Below are 18,133 nucleotides of genomic sequence, written 5' to 3' on the forward strand. Positions count from 1 at the left end.
AGTTTTGCTGAAGTTTAGTTCTGTAGTACTATCTGCAAAGGTCAGAAAAGCAGCAGATAGAGTCCTGCAGATATAATAGCACCTATGAAGGTGGCTACAAAATTGACACCACTGTTTGATAATAATCCTCTACTCTGGAGTGTAGCACCCAGAAGACTATCAACATTCGTGCCTAAGAAACCACCTGCAATTGTTATGACAAGGGCTGCAGTAACATTGTCAACCATGCCGAACATCACTGCCAGAATAGCAATTACAGCCGATCCGCCTATGGAGGAGAGTTCACCAAGCAGGGTAACACCTCCATCGATGCCGGTCCTGACAGGTTTCAAATTCGTTATCATCCTTGGCTTCTGGTTCGAGGTCGTACCTATCTCACTGGCAAGAGTATCTCCTGCAGCTGTTGCTACTGTTCCAAGGTAGGCAAAGATGATCAGTTCGCCATGTTGCGGGTAGATCCCGTATGCGATGGCCAGTATAAGGGCGGCTGTACTGTTGCTGAAAACATTCTCATATGTGCGCACACCACCCTTTGATTCTGCAATACCCAGTGATTCTTTCAATTTATACTTGTACTTGGTGAACATGCCTCCAAGTATGAAGAATGTCAACAGTAAAACGAACCAGTAGATATTGCTGAATGCGATGATGAGGACACCGATCAGGGTGGCGCTCAGGGATGCGGATATGTCTGCTATCTTTGCATAATAGGCAAGGTATCCTAAGAACAATGCGAACAGAAGGGCGAATATTATCTGTTGCGGGGGCACGGAATACCCAAACGAGAAGAAAAGCCACATTGCCATTCCTGCACCAAGTGGGATGGAAATATTCTCATCTATCCTGGAAGGTATGGATTCGAAAAGTGCGGCTGTTATTGAACCTATAACTGCTACAAAGAACACCAGATTGTAGGATATGCCCGGATCCTGCCAGTAGACTATCCATGCACCAGCGATCGATGCAACGATAACTCCTGTGATAAGCATTGAGATGCTTGATGGTATGAGATTCAGGCTGTTCGGGTCACCCTTGTATTTTTTTGAAGGATATTTATTCTTTGTAAGAGATGCATACTTTGACTTCATGTGGCAGCGAACGATAGTTGCAACACCTAAGCCCATGGTCGATATGGTAATCGTCTGTCCTATCACAAAGAGCGGATAGGTAGCAGAGAACAAGTTCAGCACAAAGCTTACCAGAAGCAGAATAAAGATCGAGACTACCAGATACTGTGGTGATCTTATCTTCAACATTGGCTCGAAAATTCTCAGTGTGCCAGGTCTGTCCTCAAGAAATCTCAGGGATAAAAGTAAAAAGAAGAACAGGCCGATAAGGATCTCCCAGCTGACGAATGGGAACAGCAGGAACATGAACATGAAAGAAAGGGATAGTAGCAACTGACCATGTGCCTGAGGTTCAGCCTGGATTATATGTTCCGGTATCAGTTTCATATTCATCGTTTTTGTTCAATATATTTATCGGGCATTTAAGTTTTATTTGTTTATATATGTTCTGAAACATCAAGATTCATTTTTTCAGCCAGATAATTGACAACCTCCACAAGATCATCGTACTTATTCTTTGCAGGGTTATCCAGGGGAGTTGGCATGTTATTCACTATTACAAGATCCCCGCCGTTATCAAGGGTGTACAACGGAAGCGAAGCAGCCGGCTGGACCACCAGCGAAGACCCCAGCACGATTATCAGGTCGGCCTTTGAGCTTTCGTCAATGGCTTTTTGGATCACTTCATGCTCAAGCATCTCCCCATAGAAGATCACATCCGGTTTGATGAGACCCCCACACTCATTGCACATGGGAATCTCTTCATTCTTAACAAGATCTGCAACGTATTCAAAGGAATATTTCTTTCCGCATGCAAGGCAGGTGTGGTTCCGTGATGAACCGTGAACCTCAATAACGTTAACTGATCCTGCTCGCTGGTGTAGCATGTCGATGTTCTGTGTGATGACCGCCTTGACGATCCCTCTCTTCTCAAGTTCTGAAAGAGCTTTGTGAATGATGTTCGGTTCCTTTTTGTCAAGCTCGTATATCAGTTCCCTGGAATGCGTGTAAAAATAAGACGGGTCCTTGTTGAAGTATTCTAGTGAAAAAATAAGGTCTGCATCGAACTTGTTGTATATGCCATCCTTTCCCCTGAAATCCGGGATGCCTGAGAGGGTGGATATTCCTGCACCTGTGAGGATCACGCAGTATTTTGAATTTTGCAGGAGGTTGAGGAGTTCTTGCATGAATAGAATGGATTTCTTATTGTATAAATATACCATTGAAAGTATCAGTTGATCGATATGGCCGAATGTTTGTTAAAAAAGTTCATATGTCATTGTCCTATTATCGCAAATTATGTGAACTCTGAATAAGCTTATCCAAAAAACAATGCCTTGTGAACAGCATCAATTGGATCAGCATAAAATGCAAGCTGGAACTTGCTCAACAGGTCAGCTGGCACAGTTCCAAGTTTTGATGTAGCTGATGCAGGAATCAACACTTTCTTGGCTCCGGCATCGAGGGAGACTTGTAGAAGTTCAGAGAGATTATCTATATTCAATATAGAGCCACCTATGGTCATAGTTCCGATGATGGCTGTCTGTTCCTGTATTGGTCTTTCTAATGCTCCTGAACACAGACTGATAAATGCAGCCAGCGATAAACCATCAGAGATCCCAACTCCATAGACATCCTGCAGACTCATGAAATAGTCAGTTTCTTTAGTGGAGATCGATTGGCTTATGGACTTGGCGTTGGCCTTGAAATAATTGATCGCTGTCTTTACGGATTCCTTTGCTTTTGAGTTTGAATTAAGGCCGGATGCTTCGTATTTGCCAGAACCCGATACAACCTGAAGTTCAGTCTTGTAGATGCCTATCTTTCCAGAATCCGTTGCAGCTACTGCATAGACCTGTCCGGGTTTTGTAAGACCTGGTGGTATTATTTTGTTTCCTCCACTCTCCGGGACGCTAATGAAATATTCTTCCATATCATCGTTGTCGATATAGGAGAAATTCACATCGAAGAACTCCATGCCTCCAATCTTTTTCAATTGTTCTTTTACCCTTCGCCTTCCCACAAGAGCATATTCAAGTATTTCCTGAGCATCTTCTTTCGATATATTCTCATCGGGATGGATAAGCTTTGCAAGTCCTGAAAAGGTTTTTTTGACCGCAATAACGTCCCTCTGGTTCAGGTTGTTTCCAACAGTGAAGTACTTGAATATTACATCACTGTAAGAACGTTTCCGCAGCTCTCTTAGGAATTCTGCCAGGTAATCAACGATGAAACCGTACCTGTCAGTGAAATGTTCCGGCCTGAACTTTGGAACTTCCCATCCTGGTAAGTAGTAGTGTATCCTGTCAAAGAATGCACTGTCATTGTTCATTGCCTCAGGGAATGGGGAGAAGAGATGAGATGTCTTAAGTAATGACGATATGCTCTGGTTCACATTACCCACAAATACAACGGATGCATTGGCGTTGATCTGGTCCTTGCCCCTTGCAAAGGAGCCGGAAGCCATGAAGTCCTTCAGTATCTGGATTCCATCCTTGTCCTTGAAGCGGATCCCTGCTACCTCGTCAAAGGCTACAACGTCCCAGAGTCCTACAAGGCCTACCTGTCGCGTGCCCATGTTGTAGAACAGGTTCGCAACTGTGGTCTGTCCTCCGGATATTAGTATGGAATTGGGGGATATTTCCTTGTAGACGTGGGATTTTCCTGTGCTGCGAGGTCCAAGCTCACAGAGATTATAGTTATTTTCTACAAGAGGTACAAGGCGCTCTAACAGATGCCATTTGGCAGGAGTTTCCAGTTGTGTTGGTTCCATACCTACGGACCTGAGAAGAATATCTATCCATTCATCTTTGGTAAAGTTCTTGCGTTGTTCGATAATTTCGGAGATATTAATGTTTGGGATCTGTATGGGTTTCAGGCTTGAAATTACAAAAGGAGACGGCACCATTTCTGCGCTGTATTCCATCTTGATTATACACCAGATACCACCGCCTAGGAGTTTATCGTATCTTGTGACATATTCCGGGTCTACCTGCACCTTTGACAGGCCAAGGTTGGAGAAGAGAGCCTCGTATATATCCCTTTTTTCGTTAAGTTTGACAGAGACCTTATCGATGATGGTGTAGTAGCCTGTTTCCCGGATCTTCGATTTTATCTTCTCTGCTTCATCGGGGCGGACGTAGTTGTCTGACAATATGCTTTTGACCTTCTTGACACCCTGCTGTATCAATTCTTCATCATCGGTGGCACAGTTGGCACCCAGAAGGTATTCCAGAACGTATACCGGGACATTGTGGCCTACCTTCACCAGTTTAGTCAGGTCCTTCCTGACAACTCTCCCCTGGAAATATAAGTTCAGTTTATCGTCAGTTCCAATGTCTGTGTCATTTGTCAGCATGATATCCGCTCAATGTATGCATTATTTCAAAAATCATCCACTATCAACAGGTCAACTTCAAAGGGCATGGGATCGATGATGTCCTTGTTGATCTCAGTGGGGTCTTCATCTATTAGTCTTACATAGTATATCTTGTTCTCAATATCACCGGTCAATGTGAGAGTCACTTTGTGCTGTCTGTCGGAGGCTTCATCGGATGTGTCTTCGGCAATGACAAGCTTCTCATCGCTTACCTTGAACTCATCACCGTCCCTGTCCCATAAAGCGACCTTGAACCTTCTTGGGAGTAACTTCTCAGTTACCTTGTCTGTCTGCAGGATATTTATTGAGAATGGACTGCTTGTTATCTTCCGGTTCGGATTGGTGATTATTGCACCTACTTTGCCGTGCTTTATACCTTTTCTGTCAAGATCGGCCGTTTGATTATATTTATACTTAATAAGTGGGATTACAATTTCCTGGGGAGCAGCTCCACCATGTACGAAATTCTTGTTGGGACCCTGCATCGTGAACCTGAGATCGGCCTGGGGAACGTATGCGAACATCTCATTTTCAGTTTCGGAGTTGACCACGTAGTTCATGTTGAACTTATGGACATTAATGAGATCGATGTTCTCTTCGCTTAAAATGAAACGCTTGCTTGATGCTATTATTTTATCCTTGTCAAAGCCGTTAGTTTCAACTTTATCGACACTCTCCAGTTCATCCCTCTGATAAATGAAACCGTGGTCTGCTGTGACTATAAGATTGTCTAATATCCGGAAATTTGTAAGTTTTTCAATGATATTTTTTACATCTGAAATTGTATCTTCAGCTGCATCGAATACGTCATGCTCTGATGCCGAGTGGTCGCCTCTGGCATCGATCTTATCATGGTATATGTAGAACAACCTTATGCCTTTGAATTTTTCACGGGCTTCATCTCTTTTTATGTCCATAAGGTCTTCGTAATTGATGACAATAGAGTCAGGTGTCATCTTCTCCAATATCTTGCCCCGGTTCGCTATTCCTTCTGTGCTGATGCCATCTGCAAAAACGCTCTGGTTTCTATATTCTAGTTTCTGATGAGGGAGCAGGCTTGCCATACCCAATTTGGTATATGATGGTATGGAGCCGGTCATGTACTTTAGCTCAACTGTGCCCCTAGTGTCCTTGTTAAGGACCTCCTGAAGCTCTGCAGCGACTTCATAGCGCATTGCATCAGATATGATGACTGCTATCTTGTCCTTGTCATTGCGGCTTATGATGTTCTTTATGTAGAGTTTGTAGAACTCATCCTGGCGGTCGATGAGTTCTATGTTCCATCGACTGTCCATTTCCTTGGATATGAGTTCACTCCATCTTGTAAGCAGTTTATCGAGGAGCCTATTATTGTAGAGTTTTTCAATGCCTTCTCTTGTTGTTTTTAGGCTCTCTTTTTGCTTGTCTTTGTCATAGTGATAATAGAACTTGCGATAGTAATGATCCATTAAGTAGTAACGTTCCGTATAGTTCCTGAAGAACCGGTTCAAGTTCTGGTCGCTGAGGTTCTCTTCACCAAACTCTTTTGCGAACTGATGTAATTTCACGGCATATTCCAGAGCACTGTAGAGATTCTCAAATTTGGGATACCAGTGTTTTGTCTTCCTGTTGGCTATCCAGTCAAGATAGTTATCAAAGTCCTCTTTGTCATTACCCAGTTCATCAACTAGCTTGCGGATGATACTTTTATCGAAGATGTCAAGGGATTCTGCTTCGAGGTACTCGGTCACATCGTACTTTGGGATCTCAGTGTTGAGGTACTTCTTCAACTTACTGTTATCTTCAAGCAATTGCTCGTAATACTTGTCAAAGACCGCTGAATCCTTTGAGTTATCCATCCAGCCTTTAATGAAGATCTCACACTCGTTGCTCAGGGAATTGCTGTAATCTTTGTACTTCTTGAGGTTGATGTCCGTATTCCTGGAGATGTGCGTGATCAAGAAGCTCAGGAATAATTTATTCAATGTGGGTTCTTCGGACTGATAGCCGAAATATCTTGTAACCAGGTCCCAGAACTCTTTGACCAACTCGAACCTGACAACATCCTCCCATACTGTATTGGAGGTCTCCTTCAGTGAGTTGATCAGTATCTTCCTTATGATCTCTTTGAGGTCAGTGGTAGTGGAGCCTGAAAGCACCCCCAGGAACCCAAGCAGGAACTCCTCATCCTTCCAGTCAGGCTGGTACATTCTCTTAAGTGGCACAACCCTCTTCTTGCTTGCAAAGAACTGCTGGTGCTTTTCCAGGAACCTGTCCAGGTCATATCCCACGATCTCAAACTCGCTCTTGATATCCGAGATTCTGCTGTTCTCAAACCTCGATGAATACAACTGAACGTCCACCAGCCAGTTCAACTCCGGCTCCCTTTCCCCTTCATTGGAATAAATAAGATAGCTGGACTCCGTATCATCCTTTTCCAGCATCTTCTTCGTAGCAAAGAAATTGTTGTTCAGGACATGCAGTTTAATTCCCCTCTCAACCAGAGCCTCCCCTATCTGTGCAAGCCCTTCCTCATCGGCGGTCCCGTCCTTATCATACCAGAAGACGATCTTCCTCTTCTCGAACTCGTCAAGTGTGTCGAATTTCTTAAGTATGCTCTGGGTAGTCTTTTCAGGGTTTAACATGGTTGAGCGTCCTTTGTCAAGTATCTAATTTCCCATCCATTTCCATGCAAATATTCTTCCTTATTTTTAATACTATCTTGATGTGCTGCAACACACAATAAATGAGTAGGCCGGGTCATACCAACATAGCACATTTTTAATGATGTTAAGGTAATGGAATTGGGAGAACTACTTGGTTTTTGTAAGTGGTTTAGGATTCTTCCCACATCATAGCCTCTTTTATGGTAGGTTTCTAAATAAAGAGTGGCTGTATGTGTTTCTCCTTTAACACTATGAACTGTAGCTATTTCTATTTCTATTTCTATACCAGAATCATCTACATAGGCATTTTGTTTGCTTTCACAATTCTCATCAGAGTTTTCAACAGGTTGATTATCAAAAAATGACTCTAAACTGCTAATATTTGGTATTTCAAAAAATCCCGAAAAATCATTTTCAATAAATCTTCTCAAATCATCTGTAATATCTGTTCCATTCTGAATTTTTAAACACCATTGCGTCAACTTTAGGTTGAATTGTTCATTAAATTCAATATCATTTTCTCTTATGTGTTTAAGAAATGAACTCACTGTATAATAGCGGGATTTTTCATTTTTTATATTATATGTTCTCAGAATTTTAAGTAAAGCTTCAATTATGGCATTACGATAAAAATCAACACCTTTAATCTTGATTTGCTCATCATCTGCTATTTTTAAATATTCACCTAGAGTAGCATAATTAGATTTATTAGTGGCTTTTTTTTGATAAGAAGGAAAATATGAAGGGATTGTCCTTTTTCCCTCTTTTACTTGTCCTACCCAACCGGCAGCTTTAAAGGTATTTTCATTACTTTGAAGTCCTTTTTCTTCAATTATTTCTGAAAAATAATGTATGACATCTCCGATTGTATCGTCATCATAAGTAATGACAATTGGAGAAATATTCTCTCTAGAAGTGTTTCCAATAATTTCATGAGGATCTTTGCAAACATGCTTAACGCATGAAGCTATGGATTCTGAAAACCTTTTGCTTCCATTAATACATAAACAGCTTTCGTCTATATCCCATACAGTTCCATCTATTGTGGTATCTTCATATATGGATTGATTAGAGTCACCTAATTTTTGTACAATTATATTTGTGTCATTAAAAATTAAATCAAATATTTTGTTTTGATGACAGCTTGTATCTTGCATTTCATCAAGGAAAACAAAAGCAAATCTTTCTGAAAATATGCTTTTTAAAGCTTCACTGTGGTTACGTAAGTACCAAAATGATAATGAATATGCATCATCAAAACAAAGAATCCCACTTTTTAATATATCGAGCTTAATCTTATACAGAGTTTTATATGTATGTGTGGTTCTAGTTTTTAGATTAGCTACATTTTCTAATAAATTAATATCTGAAGAACTAAATCTAATAGATTGCATAAATTGCACTGGATTATGCTGCCTATCTACCCAAGCTTTAGTTCTATAATTTAGATATGCGTATTTTTTATAAATGACGTCATTGTATACTTCATCATCTATGATATGAGGTTTATTGTTAACAAGCTCAACACATGCAGGAATGGCTAAAAATTTATCTACAAATGATTGTATTGTCCCGAAAAAATTAGGATACTCAAATAATATTTTTCCTTTCGAACCTAGCTTATCCTTTATTTCATTTATAGCTACATTCGTATGCGTTAATACGCATATTCCTTTGTTGCCTTCTAAAGGCATTTTTTGAGCTAAAATTGCTAGTTTAGCCAATAATGTAGTTGTTTTTCCACTACCAGGACAAGCTTGAATATCCTTTGATTCCATGCATTTTATGACATCTACTCTTTCGGTATCAAATGAAGCTCCTTCAGGTAAGAATATTTTTTCTGCATATTTAATATCTTCATCTAGAATAACAATCATTTGATCATTCCCCGGATGGAACTCTTCCTGGTGTAGCATATCTTATTGCATCTACTATGTATTTCAAATGAGTTGTATCATCGACCAAGATTTTTTTAATATCTTCTTTTGGATATTCACTTAATATTTTGGCGAAACATTGAGCTACAATGGCCTTGGATGTTGATTTAGACTTTGGTCTTGATTTCCTTAACATAATGTTATAATAAATCTCGAATGCTATCTGCTCATTATTCCAACCTTGCTCATTCCATTCCTTCAAGTTTTTTTCAACTTCTTCATTAACTTCGGTTTCTTTCTCTGGCGTCAAACCAATAGAATTACTATTCTCAATTTTTTGAGCATATAATACAGCCGTATAAAAATCTTTTTTCAAAACACTTAAGGCAATGACATATTCCAATGTCCAAAAAGGCGCTATAAAAGATTTAATAGGCATCACGTTATAGTAAAGCTCTTTTTTTTCAATACCTATTTTTATTCTTTCAGAGTATTCCCCTTCTGGATGATCTTTGTTAATTACCTCATAATAATTATCCGGTCTTACATCGCAATCAGTAATTATAGAAACTGGAATATCCATATTGATTTCAGCATCGTTTCTCTGAAAAATTCGAGAATATCTCAAAAAAGCAGTGCTACCTACATTAACAACAGAAACCCCATATCTTGATAATGATAAATCAATTATTTCTGCAATTGTAGGGATTAATATGTTTTCAGCATCTCCTTCTACAAGAATGACTCCTTCTGCAAAAAATAAATTAGCTTTTGTAGCATCTAAGAACCTTTCTAAAAATAAGTAATCTCCTTCTTCTAATTTGGTATATTTTGCCCCCATGTTGAAAGCTTTGCCATTTTTACAAATTATCAAATTTTGAAGTTCTATTTTAGATGCAAGGTTTGGACTATGACTTGTCAAAATTAATTGAATATTTTCTTCACTCTGTCCAATTTCAGTTTGTAGATAATTAATTAATCTAAGCTGAGCTTGAGGATGCAAATGAGCTTCAATTTCTTCAATTAAAGACAGTTTTAAACCATCATACATTTCTGTTTGCAGTAAGAGTAATTCTGTTGCAATAAATAATAGGTTATTAGAACCTAATCCTACCTTATCGCTCGATACGCTTAAGCTAAGTTTTTCTAGTATAGCTTTCAAACTCATATCAGAAATTGAAATATTTGATTTAAGAGAATGATTGATACTTGAAAAATGTTTTAATGAATCATTAATTTGGTTAAGTACCTGAGTTTTATGTATAGAATCGGATGTCGTTTCTTCCTGTCGTTCATCTGCACTAACCTCTTCAGTACCTACTTTATTATCACTATTTGAAGAATCTGTTAATTCAAGCACAAAATAATCTTCAATATTTTTATTTGCCTCACTAATAACCGTTTTTAATGGATGATTTTCTTTGTCTGCAAAATCCTTGTGTGAATGAAGAACCTGTGCTAACCTTGAATTTTTTCTGGGACTCAATTCTTGTTTTGCATCTCTTAAAGGTTTTAAGTATACGGCTCTTAACAAATCACGTGCTTTCTCATCCAACAATGACCCTTGATCTTCATGTCCTGCTTTGATATCACGATATATTCTACCATTTTCTCTTCGGCCTTTATATATAACTCTCAAAAAATATATGGAAGCATCATTTTCATCTTTCTCAAAATTCATCCATTCCAAAAATTTTGCAGCTTCTGAGGGTGTAAATCCTCTAAAAATACACTCTATTTTCATCTCTGTTGCTCTTTCCTCTTCTCCTGCATTATCAGGAATGAAAAAGTCTTCATCTTCCAATCTGTCATACTCATAACTTTGTGTGGAAACAACAAATTTGATGGCATCTACTATAGCAGTTTTTCCTGAATCATTTTCCCCCACCAATAGATTTAATCCTGGATTTAACTCAATATGCACTCCGGGTTCACTTTCAGCCCCACCAAATTTCCTAAAGTTCCAAATATTTAATTCTGATAAATAAATAAGTCTCCCTCCTCCTCATATTCCATCATATCTTCTCCACCAACCCATCAAACTTCCCATAATTAACCTTCACGCCATCATCCAGATCTATCTCGATATACTCATCAGCCCTGTTCTTCAACAACTCATCGTAATCCATGAGCTCCACGATCATCTTCCCCAACCGTGCCTTTTCCTGAGCATCCTTGCCGATATCTGACTGTATCATTTCTCTCTTCGCATCCAACTTTCCTTCAAGCTCCAGCAGGTAATCTGTCCTCATCATTGCAAGAGTATCAGACTTGTACCTGTGCATGTAAATGAGCGCATTGAAAGCCCTGCCTTTGCCTGAACTGAACATCCAGTAAATAGGTCGTTTCTTGTACATCTTCAGATGATCTTTGTAGAATGACTTCAGGAAATAGTCCCTTATCACAGCCTCAGAAGACTTTTTGCCGTTATTACCTAGAGCTTCTGCAATGAAATCTAGGTTCTCTGAAAGCTTCTCATTTCCAAATGTCATCTTGAGGAACTCCTTGAACCTATTCACAATGTCATCCTCGAAGTACTCATCCTCAAGTATAGGTATGATGTTATCGTCATCCGGCATGAAGCTCGGCTCTGGAACCTGCTTCACATAATCTTCTTTTTTTTCACCCTGATTCGCAAGCACCAAACCTGGCTTGTCCAGCGAATATCTCCCGAACATGCATCCTACAGCATAGGAGATGAACTCCTTTATTGTGTCTGTTTGTAGCAATGTTTCCAGTTCATCCTCGCTTTTATCTCTATTATAGCGGTAATGTGGGTTGCATATCAACGTTATCTCTGAAAGTGGCACTTCCGGTGTCAGCTCATCCTGCAAACCATAGGCTTCGATGAAAATACGGTTGTTCTCTTCCTCCAACTGCTGTATCTCCAGTGTCATCTCTCTCCAGTGGGAACGGATTTTGGTGTAGGTTTCGTGGAGGGATGGCTGGTGATGCTCTGGTTGTAGTAGGGGGGATGTGGTAAAATCCCAGGAGGTCTCGTAGGAATCCCAATCGGATTTTGAAACTTTCATACAACTTTGAGCAATTTCTACAGACTGTATTTTTTGTGAATTTACTATTGGAAGGCGACTCATAGGGCCTTCATGATAATCGAGGGTAGGTGACATAATCAACAAAAGAGCATTAACAACGCTTGTATTCGTGAGAGCTAATAAAAATAGCCGCTGCTCTTCCGAATCAGAAAAACATACAGACCCCTTACTTTCAAAAATCATCCCCTCTGGCAAATATCTCATTGACAGAGAGTTACTTGAAATGGTTGACCAAGTAATACCTGGTTGAAATATACGATTTAGATTAAAATTTGTGGCTCGAATTCTTCCTGTGCTGTGCTTTGTTGTTCTTAACTCGTAACCATCATTGAACCAATCGATAACATATTCATTATTTCCAAACCATTTCCTAAAAGGACCACCTTTACTTACAGGGAACCATCGCAAACCAGATTCTACAGACTCCTGCCTGGATTTGGACAAGAAACTTATATTATCCATTGATACTTCAGACCAATTTTTTAAGAACCGTTCATTATCTCCAGTAACAACTCCGTGTGTTGGTGAGCCAATCGAACCAAGAGATTTAGAATTTTCAAAAACTTCACGTATCCTATTGCTAACCCAGTAAGCAATCGGACTACCAGGAATCTTCTTAAAATCGGTCGCAGAGGCGCGGTAGAAGTTAGGAATTGGGGTGGTTGATGAATTGTTATTGGTCATGTTATGCTACCTTTTAAATGATCTCAATATTTCTGGCCTGGCTGACTGCCTCACGCAACCATGCATCTTTTTCTGCTTCACTGTTGCCATCCACAAGACGGATATAGGCTCCCTTGTAGTCTGGGTGTTGTGCATTCTCGATAACAAAAGCTGTGGTCGAAACGACCTCACCGCTGATACTATCAAAGGCTCGGGGTCCAAGATGTGCCATGGACAAGATGGTATGGTCATCCAAAATGCTTGCTCGGAGCTTCTCAAAGGATGAAAGGAACATCCAGCTCTGCATAGTGATCATAGCGACCATGCCTTTATGCATTGCAAGGTCAAGGTTACGATCAATGAACATGGCAAAGAAATCAGATTTGCTGTTGGGATAATTGTCCTTGGCAAAAGTTTTTAGCTTCGCATTCATCCCCTTACCGCCCATGTATGGTGGGTTGGCAACGACCACATGATACTTTGGACTGAGGTAATCTACCTGATGCAAAGCTTTCAGAACTTTTTGGTGAGTGCTGAAGACGGTAAGATTACTGGAAAGGTTTTTCTCACTTAGCACCTGCCGGATGTCCGATACGTTTGTGGCGTCTGGACGGATGAGAGAGCCGAAGTTGTCAGCCTCCTCGAACTGGCGCAGGGTAAGCTTCAGGTTGGTGGTGGATAGATTGCTTCCAATGGCTGCTAAGTATGACTGCAGCTCATCATCTTCAAAGGAGATTGTTTCCAACACGCATATATTGGGCTGGATTGGATTTTGGAAGAACTTGCGGTTCTTTCTCCTGGCTTTCATTGTAAGAGCAAAGGCCGCCAGTTCTCCTGCACGTTGTCTATCTCAATACCGAAGAGATTGTGGGTAAGTATCATCTCCGGGATCTCGGAGTGGTCATAGCCTTCCTCCTCGTAGATGGCATACAGCAGATCAAAAGCATAGACCAGCATGTGTCCCGAACCGCAGGCGGGGTCGCATAATCGTATATCCTCCGGTGAACTTAACTTAAGGAAATCTGTTTCAGGTTGTTCTGGCTTGATGTAGTAGTCCATCCGTTCGAACAGTCGGGAGTAGGGGCGGTTGAGCATCCATAAACGTCCCAGGGAGTTCTCCACAAGGTAGCGGACGATCCAGTGAGGTGTGAACAACTGGGTAGCTGCAGGGATGTTCTCTTTGCTTATCTTGACATTCTTCTTCAGCTTCTTGAAAACTTCATCTTTTCTGGGGGTAATGTAGTACTGGTATATCCAGCCGATGATCTCTACTTCCCTCCAATCGTCCTCGGGGATTATCTCATTAATATCCTTCACAATTGAATCGATATGAAGCAACTTCTCTGGGAACAGAAGTTCAGTGTAATCCTCTAGCTTCTCGAACATGAAAGGCATAGTACGGTTCAGGTAGTTGCACAGATGCAATATCAGGTACTTGTACAACTCTTCATCCTCGTTCTCAGCCTTCATGTTAAGAACTTTATCTGATTCAAGGTCCAGGAAATCCAGCTCTAGAGCATGGGTAATAATGGCAGGCTCGGTCCTGTCTGAATCATCGGAAGTGAACACATTCACAGAGATATAATCGTTAACCTCCATGAACTTCAGGGCAATAAAACGGTTGAACCAGGTATAAGTGACCTCTTCCATCACCTGCTCATAACCCTTATGATTTACTTCCTTTACCAATTGCTCTCTCTGTTCCTTGATATCCTTGTTATGGACCTTGCCACCTATAACAATAGAATCCGAATGTTCGGAATCTACAGGCATGATATCTTTTGGACGGATACCGTAGAATGCAGCCCTATCCTTCACTTCCTGGAGGAGCTTATTCCGCACCGTATCCGATAATTTTACAACACTTGCCTTATCCATGATCAGAACAACCTAACATCGTTTGTTTCAAGTATCTTTACCAGGGATGCTTTCAGTTCTTCGAGGTAAATGTCAAGTTCCTTTTCAGAAGTAATGGTGTCCTTTGACTTGAAAACTGAAATATCTTTAATGACTCTTGTAGAACGTACAGGAACGGTAACTTCACCAGAACCGGTTTCGGGTTCCTTTATAATCTGCAATTGCTTGCTGATTTTATCATAGGCCTGGCTTTCAAGAGAATCCAATGTCGTGTATTGTGCCTGCACGAACAAGCAATCCTCAGCCTGTGAGATACGTGTTTTTAGACCATAGAGCGGCTGCAGCACAGAATCCATGAACTCCGAAGTGAGTGATGTGTTTCCAGCCATCTCCTTTTCCAGTTCTGTAGTAATAGTCGCTATTTCATTGAATTTCTCTTCCTTAAGCTCAGAAAGAGTTTCTAAAAGGGCAGTTTCGACCTCATTCTCCAATGGTGGTAGTGACTTGATCTCAGAATAATGCTCCTTTGAACCCAGAATGGTTTCAATTTCCTGCACCCTGGATTTTGTTACCTCATCCATGAACTGCAGATCCCTTTTGAAATTATCGAGTTTCTTAAGGACCCTTCTGAATATCTCCACCTTATTGCTTTCGAAGAAAGAGATGACAGGTTCCACATCTTCACGTGACCGTATCAGTTCATCCCTTTCATCAGCAACAGTTTGAAGGAATAAGGAAGGGTCAGTTACTTTCAGGATACCTTTAAGGAAAGAAGCATAAGATTTTATCTCTTCTCTACCGGGGAATCTTTTTTCCTCTTCATATCTTCCCTCGATCAGTTCTGTCTTGATATGTTCTTCATTGAACAGGGAATATGTAAGATCAGAGAGCTCGTTCTCCTTGTCAGGGATATTTGTCTTCTCGAACACATCTCTCAGGACAGACCTGACCGTTTTGATAACTTCAACATTTGCCTTTTCTCTTATCTCAAGAACAAGCTTATCTGCGAAATCTTTCCTCGTAACATATCTTACGATCTCTTCTGCATTCGGTTTCTTGAGAATCAGGTATGTTTTCTGATATCTGAGCTTGATCTCATCCTTTGCAAACAGCGTAGCCACAAGGCCGGAGATCGTCATTTCATTCCAGCCATAGGGTTTGCGTCTGAACTTACCTTTGATATCCTGTAACACAACAACATCATTCTTTTGATGCCTTATGTTCAAATAGTCCAGCATTTCCCGAAGAGCAAGCTGATTCGTTTCAGAAGTCCCACCACCGAACTTCTCAAGGTCATCGTCCTGGAGTATTCTCAAGATCTCACTGTCACTTCCAATGTCCTTGGTCACATAGTCTGCTTTCTTGTAAACATTCTCAAAGAGCAGGTCAAGACCATCCTTGATCCTTTCTTTAGGATTCGTCTTCTCGATGCTTGTAACTTCCTTTCCATCAACGAATATCCTTGCCTCGGAAGCTCCCTCTTCCATTGACTTCTTCGCAGCTTCCCGAAGTTTACCCTCATCGATCCTTTTGCCACTGTGTATCTCCCTTACTTCTCCGATATTCGTATTGGAAGTGTTCTGTGTAAGGTACTTGTTTATCCGAAGGTAATCCCGTATCTGATTCACGAACTCAGCATCCTGTGGGAATACAAAAAGAAGAGTATCAGTGGAATCCACATTGCTTAAGTTTTCCCCACTCAACGATCTCTGCCCGCTTCCCCTCAATTCATCATTAGACAGAGAAGTCAGGAATTTGATGGTCAGGTCTGCGCCTGGTGTAGATTTAATCTTATCGTCAATGGACTTGTGGAACTTATAATCCTTATACTTAGCAGGACATATATTATCAAAAATGTACGAGAACATCTCATCAAGGATTCGATGGTTCTCAATATCGATGTTCTTTATCTCCCTGCTTATCTCCTGTTCTTCATTAGTTAGGAAATAATATCTGTCACTGGACTTGTTGATAAGGGTCTGTGCCTCTAAGCGCTGGAGTGATGCAGATATTATTTCTTTCAACTTTCTCTTGTCTTCATCGACCTGAGACATCGAAAGCACCACAAGGTTGTCCAGACTTGGTTGCAGCACATTCACATGCCTTATCATGAAAAGTATCTTCAGGATCTCACAATCTTCATCCTCAAGGTGATCATTATACCTTGCCTGTTCAATAGTACGTGTAATGATGGGGTCAAGAAAGCTTTCTATCGTATTATAGAATGTGGAAAATGGAACAAGTACACCAAGTTCGCTCTCAGCATACTTTTCACTCGCCTCCTTAAAAGCACTGAGCATGGATCGCTCACCCTTTGCAAGATGTTTTCCTGTAAAACCAGTCTCTCTGATCTTATCGAATACCTTCTGAAGTACAAAGAACTGATAAGGCACAAAGGGATAAACATTCACGAAATCCTCATCCCCCTTGTACAGCTTCATTTCAGCTCCACCGGGAGAGAAGGTAAGTAGGTTTTTCATTATCGTCTTTTTGTCCGTATAATAAGAGGTCAAAGACTCCTCATAAGCCCTTTTCTTTGCTAATATTCTTTTCTTTATTACCTCATCCACATTAGCACTGGAAAGGCTCAAACGTGTATCAAACCGTCCCTGGATCTTAGAGAAATCTTTACCTTTGACGTCCGCTTTCGTGACCGTATCAATATCTGCCTGAGATGTAACAACAACCCATGCCTTCCCCGCAAGCTTTGTCCCAAGCTCTTCAACAACGGTCTGCAGGTTCAGCATGAGCTCACTATTCTCACCAATGTACTGGCCAACCTCATCAATAAGGAAGATCACCTGATGGTCCTTACCCTTTGAATCACAGTACTTCTTCACTTTCTCAGCAAATTTCTCATTACTAAAACGATAGTTACTGCCATCGCTCTCAAACAGTCTTACAAGAGCATCTCTGCTTTGATACTCACAATTGACAAGAGCAGCTATAATATCATCCTGCTCGAACGCATAGGTATCCCGTTTCTCTTCCCAGGAATCACCATTTATCCGCTTGAACTCTTCCTTGAACTTTTCGTAAAGACCTTTGTTGGTCAGATCTTCTTCCATTTCAGCAATCCAAAGAACATCCCCGAAAAAGCCTCTATTTTCATTGAAAACCCTCATCAATATATTCACAATAAGTTCATTGCCTCGGTTAAGGGTGTTTGCCTTAGAATCAATGTTGAAAAGGATAACATCCTTTGTACCATGATTCACAGCTTTTTCAATGGTAGTAAATAACTGAGGATCATCTATTTTTTCCCTGAAGAATTCTAGGGCTGATTTACCCTTTACAACCCGGTTCTCCAGAAGGTAGGATATCATCTTGATAAAATGGGATTTACCCGAACCAAAGAAACCGGATACCCATACACCCACCTTATCCGTTGGAGTCTCCGTGGCATTGAAGTATCTATCAAAGAAAAGGTCAAGATGTTTCAATGATTCCCTTGTGACCACATATTCATCAAGTTCAGTATATACGTTCTCATCATCTTCCTGATCGACCTTAATAACACCATTTATCTCTCTCTTGATGTCTTTCAGGAAGATGTCTTGAATCTTCATCACATTTGTCATTTACTAAACAT

The 18,133-nt window shown here is 40.5% G+C and carries 10 protein-coding genes; all 10 read right to left on the reverse strand.

Annotated elements, in window-relative coordinates; translation table 11 throughout:
- Positions 1-41: 41 nt before the first annotated feature.
- Positions 42-1,454 carry a TIGR00297 family protein gene (locus tag E7X56_RS05430; protein ID WP_135605597.1) on the reverse strand — a complete coding sequence of 471 codons (1,413 nt, stop codon included), beginning with the start codon at positions 1,452-1,454 and terminating at the stop codon, positions 42-44.
- A 50-nt stretch (positions 1,455-1,504) separates the two neighbouring features.
- Positions 1,505-2,254: an NAD-dependent protein deacylase gene (locus E7X56_RS05435; protein WP_135605599.1), complete on the reverse strand. Its 750-nt coding sequence runs from the start codon at positions 2,252-2,254 to the stop codon at positions 1,505-1,507.
- A gap of 131 nt (positions 2,255-2,385) precedes the next feature.
- Positions 2,386-4,425: a protease Lon-related BREX system protein BrxL gene (brxL, locus tag E7X56_RS05440; protein WP_135605601.1), complete on the reverse strand. Its 2,040-nt coding sequence runs from the start codon at positions 4,423-4,425 to the stop codon at positions 2,386-2,388.
- Positions 4,426-4,451: 26 nt separating this feature from the next.
- Positions 4,452-7,070, reverse strand: coding sequence for a BREX-1 system phosphatase PglZ type A (pglZ, locus tag E7X56_RS05445; RefSeq protein ID WP_135605603.1), 2,619 nt, complete (start codon positions 7,068-7,070; stop codon positions 4,452-4,454).
- Entirely contained in the window at positions 7,064-8,968 is a 1,905-nt protein-coding gene (locus tag E7X56_RS05450; protein WP_167879451.1) for a UvrD-helicase domain-containing protein, read from the reverse strand. Before E7X56_RS05450 ends, pglZ begins: the two co-directional genes overlap by 7 nt.
- A gap of 4 nt (positions 8,969-8,972) precedes the next feature.
- Positions 8,973-10,958, reverse strand: a complete 1,986-nt coding sequence (locus E7X56_RS05455; protein ID WP_135605608.1) for an ATP-dependent endonuclease — start codon at positions 10,956-10,958, stop codon at positions 8,973-8,975.
- 25 nt (positions 10,959-10,983) lie between these two features.
- Complete coding sequence (gene pglX, locus E7X56_RS12070) at positions 10,984-12,705, reverse strand: BREX-1 system adenine-specific DNA-methyltransferase PglX (RefSeq protein WP_135605610.1); 1,722 nt, start codon at positions 12,703-12,705, stop codon at positions 10,984-10,986.
- Between the two features lie 13 nt (positions 12,706-12,718).
- Entirely contained in the window at positions 12,719-13,492 is a 774-nt protein-coding gene (locus E7X56_RS12075) for an Eco57I restriction-modification methylase domain-containing protein (RefSeq protein ID WP_244603413.1), read from the reverse strand.
- Positions 13,489-14,562: a BREX-1 system adenine-specific DNA-methyltransferase PglX gene (locus E7X56_RS12080; protein WP_244603414.1), complete on the reverse strand. Its 1,074-nt coding sequence runs from the start codon at positions 14,560-14,562 to the stop codon at positions 13,489-13,491. The genes E7X56_RS12075 and E7X56_RS12080 overlap by 4 nt, the downstream gene beginning before the upstream one ends.
- 2 nt (positions 14,563-14,564) lie before the next feature.
- The gene (brxC, locus tag E7X56_RS05470) at positions 14,565-18,110 is read right to left on the reverse strand and encodes a BREX system P-loop protein BrxC (RefSeq protein ID WP_244603415.1); all 3,546 of its coding nucleotides are present in this window, start codon (positions 18,108-18,110) and stop codon (positions 14,565-14,567) included.
- Positions 18,111-18,133 lie beyond the last annotated feature (23 nt).

Source organism: Methanococcoides sp. NM1 (assembly GCF_900774285.1).
Taxonomy (GTDB): Archaea; Halobacteriota; Methanosarcinia; order Methanosarcinales; family Methanosarcinaceae; genus Methanococcoides; species Methanococcoides vulcani.